At 76.3% G+C, this 15,034-nt stretch carries 14 protein-coding genes; 3 read left to right on the forward strand and 11 right to left on the reverse strand.

Features of this window, described 5'->3' with window-relative positions; translation table 11 throughout:
* Nucleotides 1-120: 120 nt before the first annotated feature.
* The 3 genes from LFA75_RS08115 to LFA75_RS08125 form a co-directional block, all read right to left on the reverse strand.
* Nucleotides 121-342, reverse strand: coding sequence for a hypothetical protein (locus LFA75_RS08115; RefSeq protein WP_225233137.1), 222 nt, complete (start codon nucleotides 340-342; stop codon nucleotides 121-123).
* A gap of 114 nt (nucleotides 343-456) precedes the next feature.
* Nucleotides 457-690: a hypothetical protein gene (locus tag LFA75_RS08120; RefSeq protein WP_225233138.1), complete on the reverse strand. Its 234-nt coding sequence runs from the start codon at nucleotides 688-690 to the stop codon at nucleotides 457-459.
* Nucleotides 691-1,284: 594 nt separating this feature from the next.
* Nucleotides 1,285-1,572, reverse strand: coding sequence for a hypothetical protein (locus LFA75_RS08125; RefSeq protein ID WP_225233139.1), 288 nt, complete (start codon nucleotides 1,570-1,572; stop codon nucleotides 1,285-1,287).
* Nucleotides 1,573-1,949: 377 nt separating this feature from the next.
* Between LFA75_RS08125 and LFA75_RS08130 the strand changes: the two genes are divergently transcribed.
* Nucleotides 1,950-2,504: a hypothetical protein gene (locus LFA75_RS08130; protein ID WP_225233140.1), complete on the forward strand. Its 555-nt coding sequence runs from the start codon at nucleotides 1,950-1,952 to the stop codon at nucleotides 2,502-2,504.
* On the opposite strand, the gene LFA75_RS24275 is transcribed toward LFA75_RS08130, so the two are convergent.
* The 3 genes from LFA75_RS24275 to LFA75_RS08145 form a co-directional block, all read right to left on the reverse strand.
* Nucleotides 2,491-4,407, reverse strand: coding sequence for a WXG100-like domain-containing protein (locus LFA75_RS24275; RefSeq protein WP_455428475.1), 1,917 nt, complete (start codon nucleotides 4,405-4,407; stop codon nucleotides 2,491-2,493). The two genes, LFA75_RS08130 and LFA75_RS24275, sit on opposite strands and share 14 nt — an antisense overlap.
* Before the next feature lie 145 nt (nucleotides 4,408-4,552).
* A complete protein-coding gene (locus LFA75_RS08140) occupies nucleotides 4,553-4,888 on the reverse strand; it encodes a hypothetical protein (protein ID WP_225233142.1) in 336 nt (111 codons plus the stop codon).
* A gap of 6 nt (nucleotides 4,889-4,894) precedes the next feature.
* Nucleotides 4,895-5,293, reverse strand: coding sequence for a YbaB/EbfC family nucleoid-associated protein (locus LFA75_RS08145; protein ID WP_225236028.1), 399 nt, complete (start codon nucleotides 5,291-5,293; stop codon nucleotides 4,895-4,897).
* Nucleotides 5,294-5,413: 120 nt separating this feature from the next.
* Here LFA75_RS08145 and LFA75_RS08150 point away from each other — a divergent pair, with 120 nt between their 5' ends.
* Nucleotides 5,414-6,727 carry a S8 family serine peptidase gene (locus tag LFA75_RS08150; protein ID WP_225233143.1) on the forward strand — a complete coding sequence of 438 codons (1,314 nt, stop codon included), beginning with the start codon at nucleotides 5,414-5,416 and terminating at the stop codon, nucleotides 6,725-6,727.
* An 80-nt stretch (nucleotides 6,728-6,807) separates the two neighbouring features.
* On the opposite strand, the gene LFA75_RS08155 is transcribed toward LFA75_RS08150, so the two are convergent.
* From LFA75_RS08155 to LFA75_RS08175, 5 genes are all read right to left on the reverse strand, one after another.
* Nucleotides 6,808-7,104 carry a WXG100 family type VII secretion target gene (locus LFA75_RS08155; RefSeq protein ID WP_225233144.1) on the reverse strand — a complete coding sequence of 99 codons (297 nt, stop codon included), beginning with the start codon at nucleotides 7,102-7,104 and terminating at the stop codon, nucleotides 6,808-6,810.
* A gap of 16 nt (nucleotides 7,105-7,120) precedes the next feature.
* A complete protein-coding gene (locus LFA75_RS08160; RefSeq protein WP_225233145.1) occupies nucleotides 7,121-7,462 on the reverse strand; it encodes a WXG100 family type VII secretion target in 342 nt (113 codons plus the stop codon).
* Between the two features lie 146 nt (nucleotides 7,463-7,608).
* Nucleotides 7,609-9,033, reverse strand: coding sequence for a type VII secretion protein EccB (eccB, locus tag LFA75_RS08165; RefSeq protein ID WP_225233146.1), 1,425 nt, complete (start codon nucleotides 9,031-9,033; stop codon nucleotides 7,609-7,611).
* Between the two features lie 7 nt (nucleotides 9,034-9,040).
* On the reverse strand, nucleotides 9,041-10,435 hold the full coding sequence (gene eccD, locus LFA75_RS08170; RefSeq protein ID WP_225233147.1) for a type VII secretion integral membrane protein EccD: 1,395 nt from the start codon (nucleotides 10,433-10,435) through the stop codon (nucleotides 9,041-9,043).
* Nucleotides 10,432-10,908: a hypothetical protein gene (locus tag LFA75_RS08175; protein WP_225233148.1), complete on the reverse strand. Its 477-nt coding sequence runs from the start codon at nucleotides 10,906-10,908 to the stop codon at nucleotides 10,432-10,434. Before LFA75_RS08175 ends, eccD begins: the two co-directional genes overlap by 4 nt.
* Before the next feature lie 174 nt (nucleotides 10,909-11,082).
* Here LFA75_RS08175 and eccCa point away from each other — a divergent pair, with 174 nt between their 5' ends.
* The gene (gene eccCa, locus LFA75_RS08180) at nucleotides 11,083-14,982 is read left to right on the forward strand and encodes a type VII secretion protein EccCa (protein WP_225233149.1); all 3,900 of its coding nucleotides are present in this window, start codon (nucleotides 11,083-11,085) and stop codon (nucleotides 14,980-14,982) included.
* Nucleotides 14,983-15,034: the final 52 nt, after the last annotated feature.

Raw genomic sequence — 15,034 nt, forward strand, 5'->3', positions numbered from 1 at the left:
GCGCCCGGTCGTCGGCGGACAGGCCGGCCAGTGCCTGCGCGGCCGCGGCGTCGGCGGCGTCCAGGGCTGCCTGCACGGGGTCCGGGTCGCCGGTCGGCAGCGCAGCAGGATCGCCACCGGTCAGGTCGCGATCGACGCCCGGTCGGGCCACCGGCCCGTCGTCGCCTGCCGGTGCCGGAGCCACCCGCCCACCCAGGGCGCGCGGTCGGTGGTCCCCGTCGTCTCGCCCGTCACCAGGTCGATCGTCAGCTGCTGGTCCATCGCGTCCGGGCTCGGCCCGTACCGGTAGGTGATCTCCCGGTCGTCCATCGATTCCCTCTGCACGAACGTCGCCGTCGCCATGGGACAGGCCCTCCCGCGTCTCCCCGGTGCGCGGCGTGCGCACCGATCCCCGGTCGACCACCTGCCGGGGATCCGGAGCGGTCCGGGGGTCGTCCTGCTCCGCCTCGGCGGGGTTCAGCTCTGGATCGCTCCGCCCGTGGGCCAGTCCCCCTCCCGCATCCAGCGGAGGGTCAACTTGGCCGCGATCGTCGCCCGATCCCTCGGGTCCCCGTCCCCCTTCGGCGGGGCCTCCGGGTCGGCGGGGTCGATCGTCAACGTCCAGGTCAGATCGCCCTGATCGGTCCCCCACCGGTAGGTCACCGTCGACGGCGTCGAGGTCTCCCGTCGAAAGCGCATCAGCAGAGCCATGGCGGTCACCCCAGGTATCGGTGTTCTCGTAGGTGGGTCCACGTCGTCCGCGGTGCCAGTCGTGCTCGGCCTGCGCGACGGCGTGCGCCTGCGGGTAGGTCCAGTCCGGGTGCCGGGCCATGTGCTCGGCCTCGGCCAGCTCGTGCAGCAGGAGCTCGACATCGCGGGGGTCGGCCTCCCGGGTGAGCCGGATCCACGCCTCGGCCATGTCCGCGTTGGGGTCGAACCGGCCCATCACGTGCTCGCCCGGCACGAGGTCGCCGTTGTCGTCGAACACCCCGAGCCGGTGCTCCTCGTGGAAGACGTGGTCCTTGACCCGGGTCACCTCCTCGGCGGTGAACCCGGTGCGACCGTCCTCGCGGGGCACCTCGGCGGTGGCGCGCACGATGTCGGCGACGTCGCGGGTGTCGGCCCGGATGGTGTCGTAGGTGCTCTCGGCCCAGGCCTCCGCGCGGAGCTCGGACCGCGGCCGGACGGCCCCACCGGCCTGCGCCGGCGGTCCCTCGATCTGCTCCGCGGCCCCGGCTGCGGGCGGCGTCTCCCCGGTGCGCGACGGGGGCGACGCCTCCCGGTCGGACACCTCGGCGGGCGAGTTCAGCCCTCCGGCGACTCCTGGTCGGTCGCTGGCGGCGGCGCGCTGACCAGCGTCGATCCCGCGGCCACCGCCGTCGCGTCCTCCATCCGGAGCAGGAGACCCACCCGCTGACCGGTCTCCGGCTGCGGGACGTGGAACTCCAGGCCGCGGATCGCCACCATGGCCCCGCTGTCCACCGCCTGCATCCAGTCCCCGACGGAGACCGTCCCGGCCGTCAGCAGGCCCATCGCCACCGGGCCGCGATGCGGCACCTGGAACACCCGCTCCACCACGACCCGTGCCGACATGTCCGCCCTCCCGGTAGCGCGCCCACGCGTCATCCTCCACGCCGTACGCCTCGGCCTCCAACGCGGCACGGCCCGTCGAGTCGCCGGCTCGACCCTCGCGGATCTGCACGACGTGCTGCATCTCGTGCGCGACCGTCCGCACCAGGGACTCCTCGGTCGCGAAGGCAGCCGGGGCGAAGATGATCTGCGGCTGGCCGAACGGCGTGTTCGTCGACGCCATCGCCCGCGAGTAGTCGTACCACTCGACGCTCGCTTCGTCGGTGGCCACCAGGACCTCGACGGAGGTGAGGTCGAGAGCCAACGCGGCGGCGACGTGCTGCACCGAGTCCAGGCTGATCTCGACGTGCGCGCCCCCGTCCAGTGCCTCGGAGTTGGTCATGCCGCCGGCGCTGCTGCTGTGCAGCGGGCCGTCGACGCCCACCTGGGCCGCCGGCCCCTGGGGTCGTCCGTCGTCGGGGCCGGAGTGGTCGCCGCGGGATCCGGTGCCGCTGCGGTCCACCGCCGCCTGGTGGATGGTCGCGAGGGCCTGGACGACGTCGGCCCGGGTCAGCGGGTCGGCGCCGGTGGCGGCGCCCTCGACCGCCACGGCAGCGGTCAACGCGTCGATCTGCTGGTCCACGCGGGCGACCCGGCGCGCGTCCCCCGCCGTCGCGGCGGCCGGCGCAGCGGGCGACGCGTCGCCAGGCGCGGCCGGCGCGGCCGGCGCGGTCGGCCCGGATCCCGGCGGACCGGTCGGGCCGGCCGGGTCCGAGGGGTCCGTGGAGGCGGCGGGATCGGTCGCGGTGGACGCATCGGTGTCGGCGGCCGCACCGGTCGTCGGGGTGCCCGTCCCGGTCTCGGGCGAGCCGTCCCCGGCGCTCGCCGGGTCGGCCTGCCCGGGGGTGCCGGTCGTCGGCGTGGCGGTGGGCGCGGACGGGGTCACCGGGGACTGACCCGGCGTCGACTGGCTCGGCGCGGACTGACCCGGCGCGGACTGACCCGGCGCGGACTGACCCGGCGTCGACTGGCTCGGCGCGGACTGGTTCGAGGCTGGCTGGCCCGGCGTCGACGTGGCCGGCGCGGGCTGGCTCGGCGCGGACTGAGCCGGTGCCGACTGGCCCTGCGCAGGTTGCGCCGTGACCGGCTGGCCCGGCGCGGAGGTGCCCGTGCCCGAGGTGCCCGTGCCCGAGGTGCCCGTGCCCGAGGTGCCCGTGCCCGAGGTGCCCGTGCCCGAGGTGCCCGTGCCCGAGGTGCCCGTGCCGGACGGGTTCTGCGTCGACGGCGGTCCAGCAGGAGCAGCGGTCTGCTGCTGCCCGTCGGTCCCGACGGATGTCTGCGCGCCGGGGGTGTCGGTGCTCGGAGCAGACACATCGGTACCCGGGGCGGACACGTCGGTGCCCGGAGCCGAGACATCGGTGCCCGGGGCTGCGACATCGGTGCCCGGGGCTGCGACGCCGCTGGTCGGGGCCGCGGGGCTCCCGCCGTCGGTCTGCGCGGCGGCCGCGGGTGCTGCGGCCTCGACCGCCGCGACGAACACGGTGGCCTCGCCCGGCGGCAGCATCGTGGCCAGCCTCGCCACCGGCCAGGGCTTCCCGTCGCTGAGCGGCGACGACTTCCTGGGCGCCGCGCTGGGTGCCACCNGGACCCCCCGGTCCCCGATGCACCAGACCCGGCCGTCGCACCGGACCCCGCGTTCGAGCCGCCGGTGCCGGACGAGCCCGCCGAGGCGGTCCCGCCCGCGGTGGCACCGGCGCCGGCCTGGCCCGGGGCCCCGACCGGCGAGCCGGTGCCCAGCGCGCCGTTCTGCGCGGCCGCCCCGGCCAGCGCGTTGAGGTGCAGGTTGGTCAGCGTCGTGGCCGGGTGGGCGGCGGCGTTGATCACCGCGGGGTTGAACGGGCTGACCGTGCCGTACCGGCCGGTGGCACCCAGCGCGGCGCCCAGGAAGTCGTCGCCGCTCAGCGACGGGAAGCCCTGGCCGGTGGCGAGGCTGGCCACGATGCTGCCGCCGGGCGAGGCCACCGTGTTCGTCGCGGCGGTCGAGGCCAGCCCGGTGCCGGTCCGCGCCAGCCGATTGCCGGCCCCGGGGAGGTTCGCGCCGTCGACCCCGCGGCCGATGCGGCTGAGCCCGGTCCGGCCGATGATCGGCGCGATCGCGCCGGCCCCGATCAACCCGCCGGCCCCGCCGCCGATCCCGGCGGCGACCGTGGAGAGCACGTTCCAGTCGGTGCGGGTGCCCTGGGCGAACTGGATGCCCTGGCTGATCGCGTCGATCGCGACCTCCTCGAGCACCTCCTCCACGACCTCGTGGGCCAGGTGCCGGGCGACGTCCCGGGCCGTCGTCCGGGCGACGGCGTTCGCGGCCCCGCGCGCGGCGGCCGCGGTGATGGCCCGGGTGGCCGCGGCCCGGCCTGCGGAGGACACCAGCTTGGAGATGGCCTGGCTGACGACGGTGCGCGCGGTCTGCGCGATCGGCCCGAGCGTGGCCAGCGAGACCCCGCCGGCCCAGGCCATGAGCAGGGCGATGAAGGCGGCGGCGACCGCGACGGCCACGGCGACGTTGATCGAGATCTTGGCGTACTGCAGCTCGGTGCCGAAGGACCTGGTCTGCATCCCCATCGCCGTGGCGTTCTGGATGTGCCCGACCAGGCCGAACTCCGGCGAGGACAGCAGCTGCTGGGCGAGGTCCTGGAAGCTCTCGGTGGCCGGCGCGTCCCAGCCCTGCATCAGCAGGGTGGCCGCGTTCATCAGCTCCTCGGCGCCGGTGGACAGCGCCTCGGCCAGGCCGTCCCACTCCTCGGTGAGCTCCCAGACCGCCGACTCGCTGCCCTCGGGCCACTTCGAGCCCGCGAAGATCATCGACAGCAGGTCGTTCCACCAGCCGTCGGACCCGCCCAACCAGGCGAACGGGCTGGTGACGTCGTCCGGGTGCTCCACCGTCACCTCCCTCCGCGATCCGTGCCTGCCGGGGGCGCCGGAGCCGGCGCTGGGGCGTCCCTAGGGGCTAGAGCCCGCTCTCGACCGGCACGGTCACGGCGGCGGCCTGCTCGGCGTCCGAGGCCAGCGAGGCGTCGACGGCCTGGTGGGCCTGCTGGCCCAGCCGGGTGATCTGGTCGGTGGTGCCGGAGACGGCGTCGAGCGAGGGCTGCGCGCCCTCCAGGTACGCCGCCTCGAACTCGGGGCCGCCGCTGTCGGACCCCCACGGCTTGGCGGCCTGCCCCGTCTCGATCGCCGAGATCCGGGCCTGCACGGCCGTGGTCAGCAGCTGCGCGGAGGACTCCCAGGCCAGCAGCCCGCTCGCCGCCACCGGGGGGTCGATGAACACCTCGTCGTAGGCCATGTCAGCTCATCTCCTGCCGTGCATCTGGTCGGTCACGATCTCGGTCAGCGCGTCGTCGTCCCCGCTGATGGTGGCGCGCAGCTGGTCGGCGTCGGCGACACCGGCGAAGGTCTGCACCACCTGCTCCTGGGCCGCAGCAGTCGCCCGGTGCACCGTCTCGGTGATGGTGTCGGCCAGGGTCCGGGAGTCGGGACGGCGGTAGATGCGCGGGTCCAGGTCGAGCCGGACCAGGTCGCCGCGGGCGCCGACGGTCACCGACACCAGGCCGTCCGGCGACGTCTCGGTCACCTGGACCGCCCGCGCCTGCCGGGCCAGCTCCGGGCCCTGGTCCATCAGATGGTGCAGCTTGACCTGCAGGCCCGCGGAGTACTCGCGGAAGGCGTCCAGGTCGGGTCCCACGGGCATGCTCACGGCCGGACCTCCCCTCCCGGTCGGCGATCGGCACCGACCTCCGCACGATACTGGCGCCCGACACCCGCCCGCGCGATCCCGCGTCGGGGGACTGCGCCCGATCGGAGGACCACGGTGGCCGTACCCGGGGCGTCCCGCGCCGCCGTCGCGACCGGCGCGTCGCTCGCCGTGGCGGCCGCCTCGGTCGTGGTCGCCGTCGCCGCGGCCGGTCCGGCGGCCGCCGCGCAGGTCTGCGACCAGCCACCGGTGGCCGACACCGTGCAGGCCGCCGTCCCGTGGTCGCAGCAGGCGTGGGACCCGGCCGCCCAGGTGTGGCCGTTCTCCACCGGCGCGGGCGTGACCGTCGCGGTCCTGGACACCGGGGTGCAGACGTCGAACCCCCAGCTCGCGGGCCGGGTGGCCGGCGGCGTCGACCTGGTGTCCGGCGGCACCGCCGACGTGGACTGCGTGCCGCACGGCAGCGGCCTGGCCGGGGTGGTGGTCGCCGGCCAGCAGGCCGGCGTCGGCCTGCGCGGGCTGGCACCCGACGCCACGGTCCTGCCGGTCCAGGTGGCGCAGGCCGCGGTCGGCGAGCCGGGCACCACCCCGGTGGACCCGGGGGTCATGGCCGCCGGTCTGGACGCCGCCGTGGCCGGCGGTGCGCAGGTCGTGCTCGTGGGGCCGGTCGTGTTCCGCGACGACCCGCAGCTGGCCGACGCGGTGCAGCGGACCCTGGACGCCGGCGTGGTCGTGGTGGCCGGCGTCGGCGACGGCCACGAGGCCGACCGGGACGGCGAGGGGCCCACCGCCGCCCTCGCCACGCCCTACCCGGCGGCCTACCCCGGCGTGCTGGGCGTGGCCGCCGTCGGCAGCGACGGGCTGCGCGCCGACACCTCGCAGATCGGTGACTACGTCGACCTCGCCGCACCCGGCGCGGAGGTGGTCTCCACCGGCACCGCGGCCCAGCAGGTGTACGACGGGACGGCGTTCGCCGCGGCCTTCGTGGCCGCCGCCGCCGCGCTCGTGGTGGCCGAGCCCGGTCTGGTGCCGTCCGGTGCCGACCGGCCGGCCGCGGTGCAGGCCCGGCTGGCGGCCACCGCGGTGCCGCCGCCGTCACCGGCCGGGTACGGCGCGGGGCTCCTCTCCCCCGGGCGCGCGGTGACCGAGGACCTCGCGGCCGCACCGCCCCGGCAGGACCCCGGCTACCAGGCGCCCCCGGTGGACGAGGCCGCCGTCGCGGCCGCCCGGGCCGCCGAGGACGCCGCCGACCGCTCGGCGCTCTGGGCGCTGGCCGCCGGGGCGGTCGCCGTCCTGGCCGTGCTCACCGCGCTGCTGCTGCCGCGGGCGCGCCGCCGCCGGTGGCGCACCGGCCGGGCGGCCCCCACCGCGGTCGAGCCGGAGCCTGCGGGGCACATCCCGTCGGCCGCGCTGTTCGAGCCGCCGCGCTGACCCCGGGGACGCGACGGGCCGCCCCGGGGGATCCCGGAGCGGCCCGATCGTGCTGACCCGTGCGGGTCAGGCTGCGTGCGTCAGGCGCTGACCACCGAGACGTTGGTCTGCTCGGTGCCCGACGAGGTGTCCGCGGCGGAGTTCAGCCCGGTCACGAAGGCCTGCAGGGCCTCCTTGATGCGGGTCGAGGCGCCGTTCCACTGGTCCTGACGGGCCCGGTAGGCCTCCTGGGCATCGCTGTCCCAGGTGCCGATCAGGTTGTTGACCTGCGTGTTCAGGTCGCTGAGCTGGGAGTCCATCGTCGCCACGGTGCCGCTCACCATGGACGCGGCCTCCTGCTGCTGACCCCAGTTGACCCGGTACTGGCCACCACTCATCGCTGGTCCTCCTCGCTCAGACGCCGGTCAGACCGGCGGTGATGCCGCTGGTCTGGCTGTTGACGGTGTTCATCTGCGACTGCTGCTGCTCGTCGGCGCTGGTGTAGTTCCCCGCGGCCGTGTTGATGTCCGCGCTGATCCCCAGGAGTGCCTGGTTCAGCTTCTTGGTCTCCTCCGCCACCGTCTGGCTGGTGGTGGTGAAGGCGGTGCCGCCGAGCCCGAGCCAGGTCGACTGCAGCGTGCCGAGGTTGTTCATGAGGCTGCTGATCGCAGCGGTGAGGCTCATGGACACCTCCTCGGCGCGGCCGGCGAACTGCGCCATGACCGCCGCATCGGTGGTTGTCTGCTGTCCTGCCATGCCGTGTGCTCCTCGTCTGCGAGTCCGTCCGCGGTCGACGTGCCGTCGTCGCCCGGGGGCGCCGACGCCCACGGAACCTACCGGTCCGGTCGCCGCGCTGCCGAACCGAAGTGGTCACGGCTGTGGACAGCCACCCGGTCGGGGGATCAGGCCGACGCCGCCGCCGCGGTCTCGGACAGGGCCGGTCCCGGCGCGATCCGGGCGACCAGCTGCTCGGGCATCGGGACCGCGGTCGAGGCGTCGTAGCCCAGGGCCGCGGCCTCCAGGGGCGAGGGCACAGGGTAGGCCCGGCCCTCGTCGGTGACCAGGAACAGCGCCCCGGTGGGCGCCTCCGCCGACGCCCGCGCGGACACCAGCGCCCCGCGGCCCGGGGGGACGACGACGAGGTCGGCGAGCGTGGTGCCGCCGGTCGTGGCGCCCGGCCCGGCGACGCCCCCGGTCGTGTCGACCCGCGCCCCGATCAGCACGCCACTGGGGTCACCGGCGTCGTCGAACCCGGCGCAGACGGTCTCCTCGGACCCCGCGACGTCCGCCGCCGTCGGCACCTGGGCGGGCGGGTCCGCGGGCTCGGCCTCGGGCAGCTCGACGCTGTCGACGCCGGTCACGTCCACGGCGGACAGGGTCAGCGCGGTCGGCTCCCCGCCTGGGTAGGCCTGCTGCGCGGTGAGCGGGTCGGCCAGCAGGATCCGGGCCTGCACCTCGGTGATCTCCACGACGCGGTCCAGGTCGACCTGGTACCACTGCGCGCTCTCGCCGTCCCCGACCCGGCCCACCTGGCCGACCAGCGCGCCGGGCACCGCCGCCGACGGGACGCCGCGGCCGGCCACCGGCTCGGGCTCCAGCGCGCGGCCGGCCGGCAACCCGGACAGCCACGCCGACCCGACGTCGACCTGCGGGACGTCCCGCAGCGAGAGCGCCAGCAGCACGGCCGCCTCGTCGACGACCAGGTGGTGCCGGCCGCGCCACACCAGCTGCAGCTCGCCCGTGCCCCGGTCGCGGACCAGCAGGACGTCCTCTCCGAGGGAGCGCCCGCCGCCGGTGCCGCCGCCGACCAGCAGCGCGGTCGAGGGCGTGGACTCCCCGCTGGCCGAGCTGACCGGCGCCGCGCACAGCGTCCAGGGCGCGCCCAGCAGGTCGTCGGCCGCGGGGAGCGCGTCGGGGGCGCCGGTGATGCCCAGCCGCGGGCCACGCGGGACGCCGTCCAGCGAGGAGGAGGACACCGACACCACCTCGGTGCTGCCGGTGAGCAGGGCCGCGGAGGCGAAGTTGGCCACCTGGTGCAGCCGCATCGTCCCGTCGTCGTCGGGCAGGTAGACGAACCGCGTGCCCGTCTCCTCCTCGACGACGACCGCGCCGGCGCTCTGCCAGGTCGTGTTGCCGCCGGGGTTGATCACCCCGATCACGCCGACCACGGCCAGGACCAGGACGGCGACCATCACGCTGCCGAACGCCGCCCCGCCCATCCGGCGGCCCGGGGACTGCAGGGGGTCGCTCTCGCGCAGCACCAGGCCCGAGACCACCCGCTGGGTGAGGAACTGGTAGCTCTGGAACAGGTCCCGCCGGCTGGCCACGACGCCCTCAGCCGTACAGCCCGCGGACGTACCCGTACAGGCCCGCCACCAGGCAGGCCACGGGCACGACGGCCAGCGCCACCAGCACGTCCAGGACGTCGGCGAGCCGGCCCAGGTACGGGCTCGGCGCGCGGTCCTGCAGCCGCAGCCCGGCGACCAGCGCCAGCAGGGCGAGGACGACGAGCACCGGCACCAGGACGGTCAGCCGCTGCCCCGGCTCCAGGGCGAGGGCGGCGACCACCAGCAGCACGACCCCGCCCAGCCCGGTGGCCAGGAACGGCAGGCGGTGCCGGGACGCCGGGAACAGCCGGGCCCGCAGCAGCGCGCTCACCGTCACCAGCGCGACCAGCACCAGCGCCGACGTCCGCCCCGACGCCACCAGGACGGCACCGGCGGCCAGCGCGGCCGCGGCGGTCCCGGTGAGCAGGCCGGTCAGGATCTCGTCGGCCCGCCGCACCCGCGCGGCCACCCGGGAGCGCGGGACCTGGGGGCCGTCGGCGAGCAGGTCCTCGGTGGTGGTCGGCAGCACCGGCATCGGCACCTTGCCCAGCCGGACCGACAGCAGCGGGACGGCGGGGATCAGCACGACGGTCAGCGAGACCACGAGCGCGGCCGCGTCCAGCGCGTCCACGGCGCCGGTGAGCGCCGCGGCGGCCGCGACCGCGCCCAGGACGCCGAGCGCGATGCCGGCGACCGGCCCCTCGGCGGACACCGAGACCGCGCCCAGGACCAGCAGCGAGACCGCGACCAGCGCCAGCGCGGCGGACAGCCACTGCCACGGGCCGAGCTCGCCCAGCGGCTGCGCCCCGAGCCCGACCACCAGCGCACCGCCGGCCACGGCCAGCTGCGCGACGGCGCCGAAGGGCACCGCTGCGCCCGCGTCGCCCGTCGCCCGGGCCAGCAGCAGGGCGACCACCAGGGCCACCGCGCCCAGCCCGAGCAGGACGGCGCCGGCCCGGCCCCAGTCGTCCGGTCCGGTCGTGGCCACGACCAGGCCGGCGACCACCAGGCCGGCCGTGCCGGCGGCGATCCCGGCGCGGCGGGTGGCCGCGCTGCCCCAGCTGCGGCTGCGGTCGCGGGCACTGCGGGCGATGGCGTCGACGACGTCGTCGTAGTCGAGCTCGGGCCACTGCTCGCGGCTGGGCACCAGGTGCAGGACGTCGCCGTCCCGGACCTCCTGGGCGACCAGCGACCGGTCGGGCTCGACGGGGGTGCCGTCGGGACGGCGCAGCACCCACCCGCCCTGCTCCTGGCCGAGGTCGGCGAGCTCGCCGCCGGCGTGCCGCAGCAGCATCGGCAGCAGCTCGGCGACCGCCACGCCGTCGGGCAGCGCGACGTCCACCCGTCGGGTGGGGGCCGCGACGGTGATCCGGGCGAGCCCGGAGCCGACCGCCCGGGTCACGAGACGGGTGCGACGGTGACGGACACGCCGTCGGGACCGGGGGACAGCGTCGCGGTCACGGTGCGGGTGTCGTCGGAGGCGGTCACCAGCAGCTCGTTCTCCACGTCCACCGTGAAGCCCGCGGCCGGCAGGGCCTGGGCGTAGAACGCCACGCCCTCCTCCTTGTCGATCCCGTCGATCTCGATCTCCCACTCGCCGCCGGTGACGACCGGCTCCCCCGGGGTCAGCCCCGGCGGCACCGGGATCTCGCCGCCGCCGAACTCGTCCGGGACGGCGACCGTGTCGTACTCGACCGCGGGCGCACCGGCACCGTCGTCCTCGGTGCTGCCCCCCTCGCTGCTGCCTCCCTCGGACTGCCCGGCGGCCGACGACGACGCGGCCCCGACCTCCTCGTCGACCCCGCCGCCGCACCCGGCGAGCAGCAGGGCGGAGGCGGCCGCGGCCAGCAGCAGTCGGGCGGGGCGGTGGCTCATCGGCACTCCAGGGCTCGGGTCGCCGGCGGGGACGGCGTCGGGCGGGCGGCCCATACGATACGGACGGGCCTCCCGCCGTCGGGGGAGCCGGGCGAGGAGGGCCGAGAGCTGAGCACCGTCGTCGTCCGACGCCGTCCGCGCCGGGACGCCCCGGAGCTGCCGGCCGGGGAGATCGTGCTCGACCCCCCGCCCGAGCTGCCCACCGAGGGCGGCCGCAAGTGGTCCCAGATGCTCATGGTGCTGCCCATGCTGGCCGGTGCCGGGGCCATGGCATTGCTGTTCACCAGCGGGCGCGGCGGGCCGCTGGGCTACGTGGCCGGCGGGCTGTTCGGCGTCTCCGCGCTGGGCATGGTCGCCATGGGCTTCATGAACGGCGGCGGCGGGGGCAAGAAGGAGATGGCCGGCAAGCGCCGGTCCTACCTCCGGCACCTGTCCCTGCAGCGGCGCTCGGCCCAGCGGGCGGCCGAGCAGCAGCGCCGGGCGATGCTCTACCGGCACCCCGACCCCGACCAGCTGTGGACCACCGCGGCCAGCCACCGACTGTGGGAGCGGCGGGCCGACCACGCCGACTTCGGCGTCGTGCGGATCGGGCTGGGCCCGCAGGCGCTGGCCACCCCGGTGGTGCCGCCGCAGACCGGGCCGCTGGACGAGCTGGAGCCGCTGTCGGCGGCCGCGCTGCGCCGGTTCGTGCTGACCTGGTCCGCGGTGCCCGACCTGCCGGTGTCGATGGCCCTCAACGGGTTCGGCCGGGTGCACGTCCTGGGCCCCGTCGAGCAGCAGGAGGCCCTGGCCCGCGCGGTGGTCGCCCAGCTCACCACCCACCACAGCCCCGACGACGTCCTGGTCGCCGTGTGCGCCGGCACCGACCGGCGCGAGGCGTGGGAGTACGCCAAGTGGCTGCCGCACGCCCAGCACCCCGAGCGGTCGGACGCCCTGGGCCGGGTGCGGCTCATGGCGCCGACCCTGCCGGCGCTGGAGGCCCAGCTCGACGACCTGGTCGCCGTCCGGCCGCGGTTCAACCCCAGCGGACCGGTGACCACCGTCGGCGGCCCGCACGTGCTCGTCGTCCTGGACGGCGGGGAGACCGCCGGCTCCGACCACCTGGCCAGCGAGGGCGGGGTCGAGGGCGTGACCGTGCTGGACCTGACCACCGCACCGCCCCGGCTGCTGGACCGCGGCACGCTGGTCCTGGAGGTCACCGCCGACGGCCGGCTCAGCAGCCGCACCACCGACGGCGAGGTCGAGCTCGGCCGGGCCGACGCGCTCACCGGTGCCGCCGCCGAGTCCCTGGCCCGGCAGCTCGCCCCGCTGCGGCTGTCGGCCGGCGGCACCGGCGAGAAGGCGATGACCGCCACCACCGACCTGGCCGACCTGCTCGGCATCACCGACCCGTTCAGCTTCGACGTCTCCAGCGGGTGGGCCCCCCGCCCCAACCGCGACCAGCTGCGGGTCCCGATCGGTGTCGGCGCCGACGGCGCACCGCTGGAGCTGGACCTCAAGGAGAGCGCCCAGGACGGCGTCGGGCCGCACGGCCTGCTGGTCGGGGCCACCGGGTCCGGCAAGTCCGAGCTGCTGCGCACCCTGGTGCTGGCCCTGGCCTGCACGCACGACTCCGAGACGCTGAACTTCGTGCTCAGCGACTTCAAGGGCGGGGCCACCTTCACCCGGCTGGACCGGCTGCCGCACACCTCGGCGGTCATCACCAACCTGGCCGACGAGCTGCCCCTGGTCGACCGCATGACCGACGCCATCAACGGCGAGCTGGTGCGCCGCCAGGAGCTGCTGCGCTCGGCCGGCAACTACGCCTCGTTGCGGGACTACGAGCGGGCCCGGCTGTCCGGGGTGCCGCTGGCCCCGCTGCCCAGCCTGCTCATCGTCTGCGACGAGTTCAGCGAGCTGCTGAGCGCCAAGCCCGACTTCATCGACATGTTCGTGCAGATCGGCCGGGTGGGCCGCTCGCTGGGCGTGCACCTGCTTCTTGCCTCGCAGCGCCTGGAGGAGGGCCGGCTGCGCGGGCTGGACACCCACCTGTCCTACCGGATCGCGCTGCGGACCAACTCGGCCATGGAGAGCCGGGTCGTGCTGTCGGCCCCCGACGCCTTCGAGCTGCCCCGCGCCCCCGGGTTCGGCTACGTCAAGTTCGGCACCGACCCGCTGGAGCGGTTCCGGGCGGCCTACGTGTCGGGCACCTACCGCCGGGCGTCCGCCGCCCCCGACGTCGGCACGTCGGCCGGCCCCGCGGTGCTGGCCTACGAGTCCTCCTACGTGGCGCCGGCGCTGCCGGTCCCCACCGAGGACGACGACGCCGACGTCCCGGACCCGACCGAGGTCGACACGCTGGGCGAGAGCCTGCTCGACGTCCTGGTCGACCGGCTGGAGGGGCAGGGCACCCCCGCCCACCAGGTGTGGCTGCCGCCCCTGCAGGAGCCCCCGACGCTGGACCAGCTGCTGCCGCCCCTGGTCACCGACCCGGCCCGGGGCCTGACCGTCGACAACCCCGACCTGACCGGCACGCTGCGCGCCCACGTCGGCGTGGTCGACCGCCCCGCCGAGCAGCGCCGCGACCCGCTGGTGCTGGACCTGACCAGCAGCGGCGGGCACGCCGTCGTCGTCGGCGGTCCGCAGAGCGGCAAGAGCACCCTGCTGCGCTCGCTGATCACCTCGCTGGCGCTGACCCACACCCCGCGCGAGGTGCAGTTCTACTGCTTCGACTTCGGCGGCGGCGGGCTCGGTGCGCTGCGCCGGCTGCCGCACGTCGGCGCGGTCGCCGGCCGCAACGACGTCGCCGTCGTCCGGCGCACGATCGCCGAGCTGCGCGGCCTGCTGGCCGCCCGCGAGGCGCGCTTCGCCCAGCTGGGGACCGAGAGCGTCGCCGCCTACCGGCGCGGGCTGCGCGCCGGGCGGGTGGCCGACGACCCGTTCGGCGACGTCGTGCTGGTCGTCGACGGCTGGTCCACCATCCGCGGCGAGTTCGAGGACCTGGAGCCCCTGGTCACCGACCTGGCCACCCGGGGTCCCTCCTACGGCCTGCACGTCGTCGCCGCGGCGTCGCGCTGGCTGGACCTGCGGCCCGCCGTCCGCGACCTGTTCGGCACCAAGGTCGAGCTGCGGCTCGGCGACACCTCGGACTCGATGATCGACCGCCGGACGGCGACCAACGTGCCCACCGGCACCCCCGGCCGCGGCCTGGAGGCCGGCAAGGCGCACATCCTCACCGCGCTCCCCCGCATCGACGGCGAGCAGTCCGCCGACGACCTCGCCGCCGGCCAGGCCGACCTGGTCGACCGGGTGGCCGAGGCGTGGACGGGGCCCGCCGCACCCGGCGTCCGGCTGCTGCCCGACCACGTCGCGCACGAGCAGCTGCTGTCCGACCCCAACCGCGGGTTCGCGGTCGGCATCGCCGAGGACGACCTGTCCACGGTGCACCTGGACCTCACCGGCGACCCGCACCTGGTCGTCTTCGGCGACGCGGAGTCGGGCAAGAGCGCCTTCCTGCGCTCGTTCGCCCGGCGGATCAGCGAGCAGTGCACGCCGCAGGAGGCCCGGATCGTCGCGCTGGACTACCGGCGCAGCCTGCTCGGCGCGATCAGCCCCGATCACCTGCTGGCCTACGGCACCTCCGGGCCGACCGCGACCACGATGGTCGAGGAGATCACCGGGGTCATGCGCACCCGGCTGCCCGGCCCGGACGTCACCACCGAGCAGCTGCGCAACCGCAGTTGGTGGACCGGACCCGAGCTCTACCTCCTGGTCGACGACTACGACCTGGTGGCCAGCGGGACCCCCAACCCGCTGGCCCCGCTGCTGGAGTTCATCGCCCAGGGCCGCGACGTCGGGCTGCACCTGGTCGTCACCCGGCGCAGCGGCGGTGCCGGGCGCGCGCTGTTCGAGCCGGTGCTGCAGCGGCTCCGGGAGCTGGCCAGCCCCGGCATCGTGCTGTCGGGCAACCGCGAGGAGGGCGCCCTGGTCGGCTCGGTGCGCCCCGGCCCGCAGCCACCCGGACGGGGCTGGCTGGTCACCCGCCGGGGTGGGACGCAGCTGGTCCAGCTCGCCTGGTCCCCGCCGACCTCCTGATCCTGGTGCCCGACGACCGCCGTCGGGTGGGCGGGACCACCCGGTCCCGTTA

This window comes from Klenkia terrae, from assembly GCF_900491935.1.
Classification (GTDB): domain Bacteria; phylum Actinomycetota; class Actinomycetes; order Mycobacteriales; family Geodermatophilaceae; genus Klenkia; species Klenkia terrae.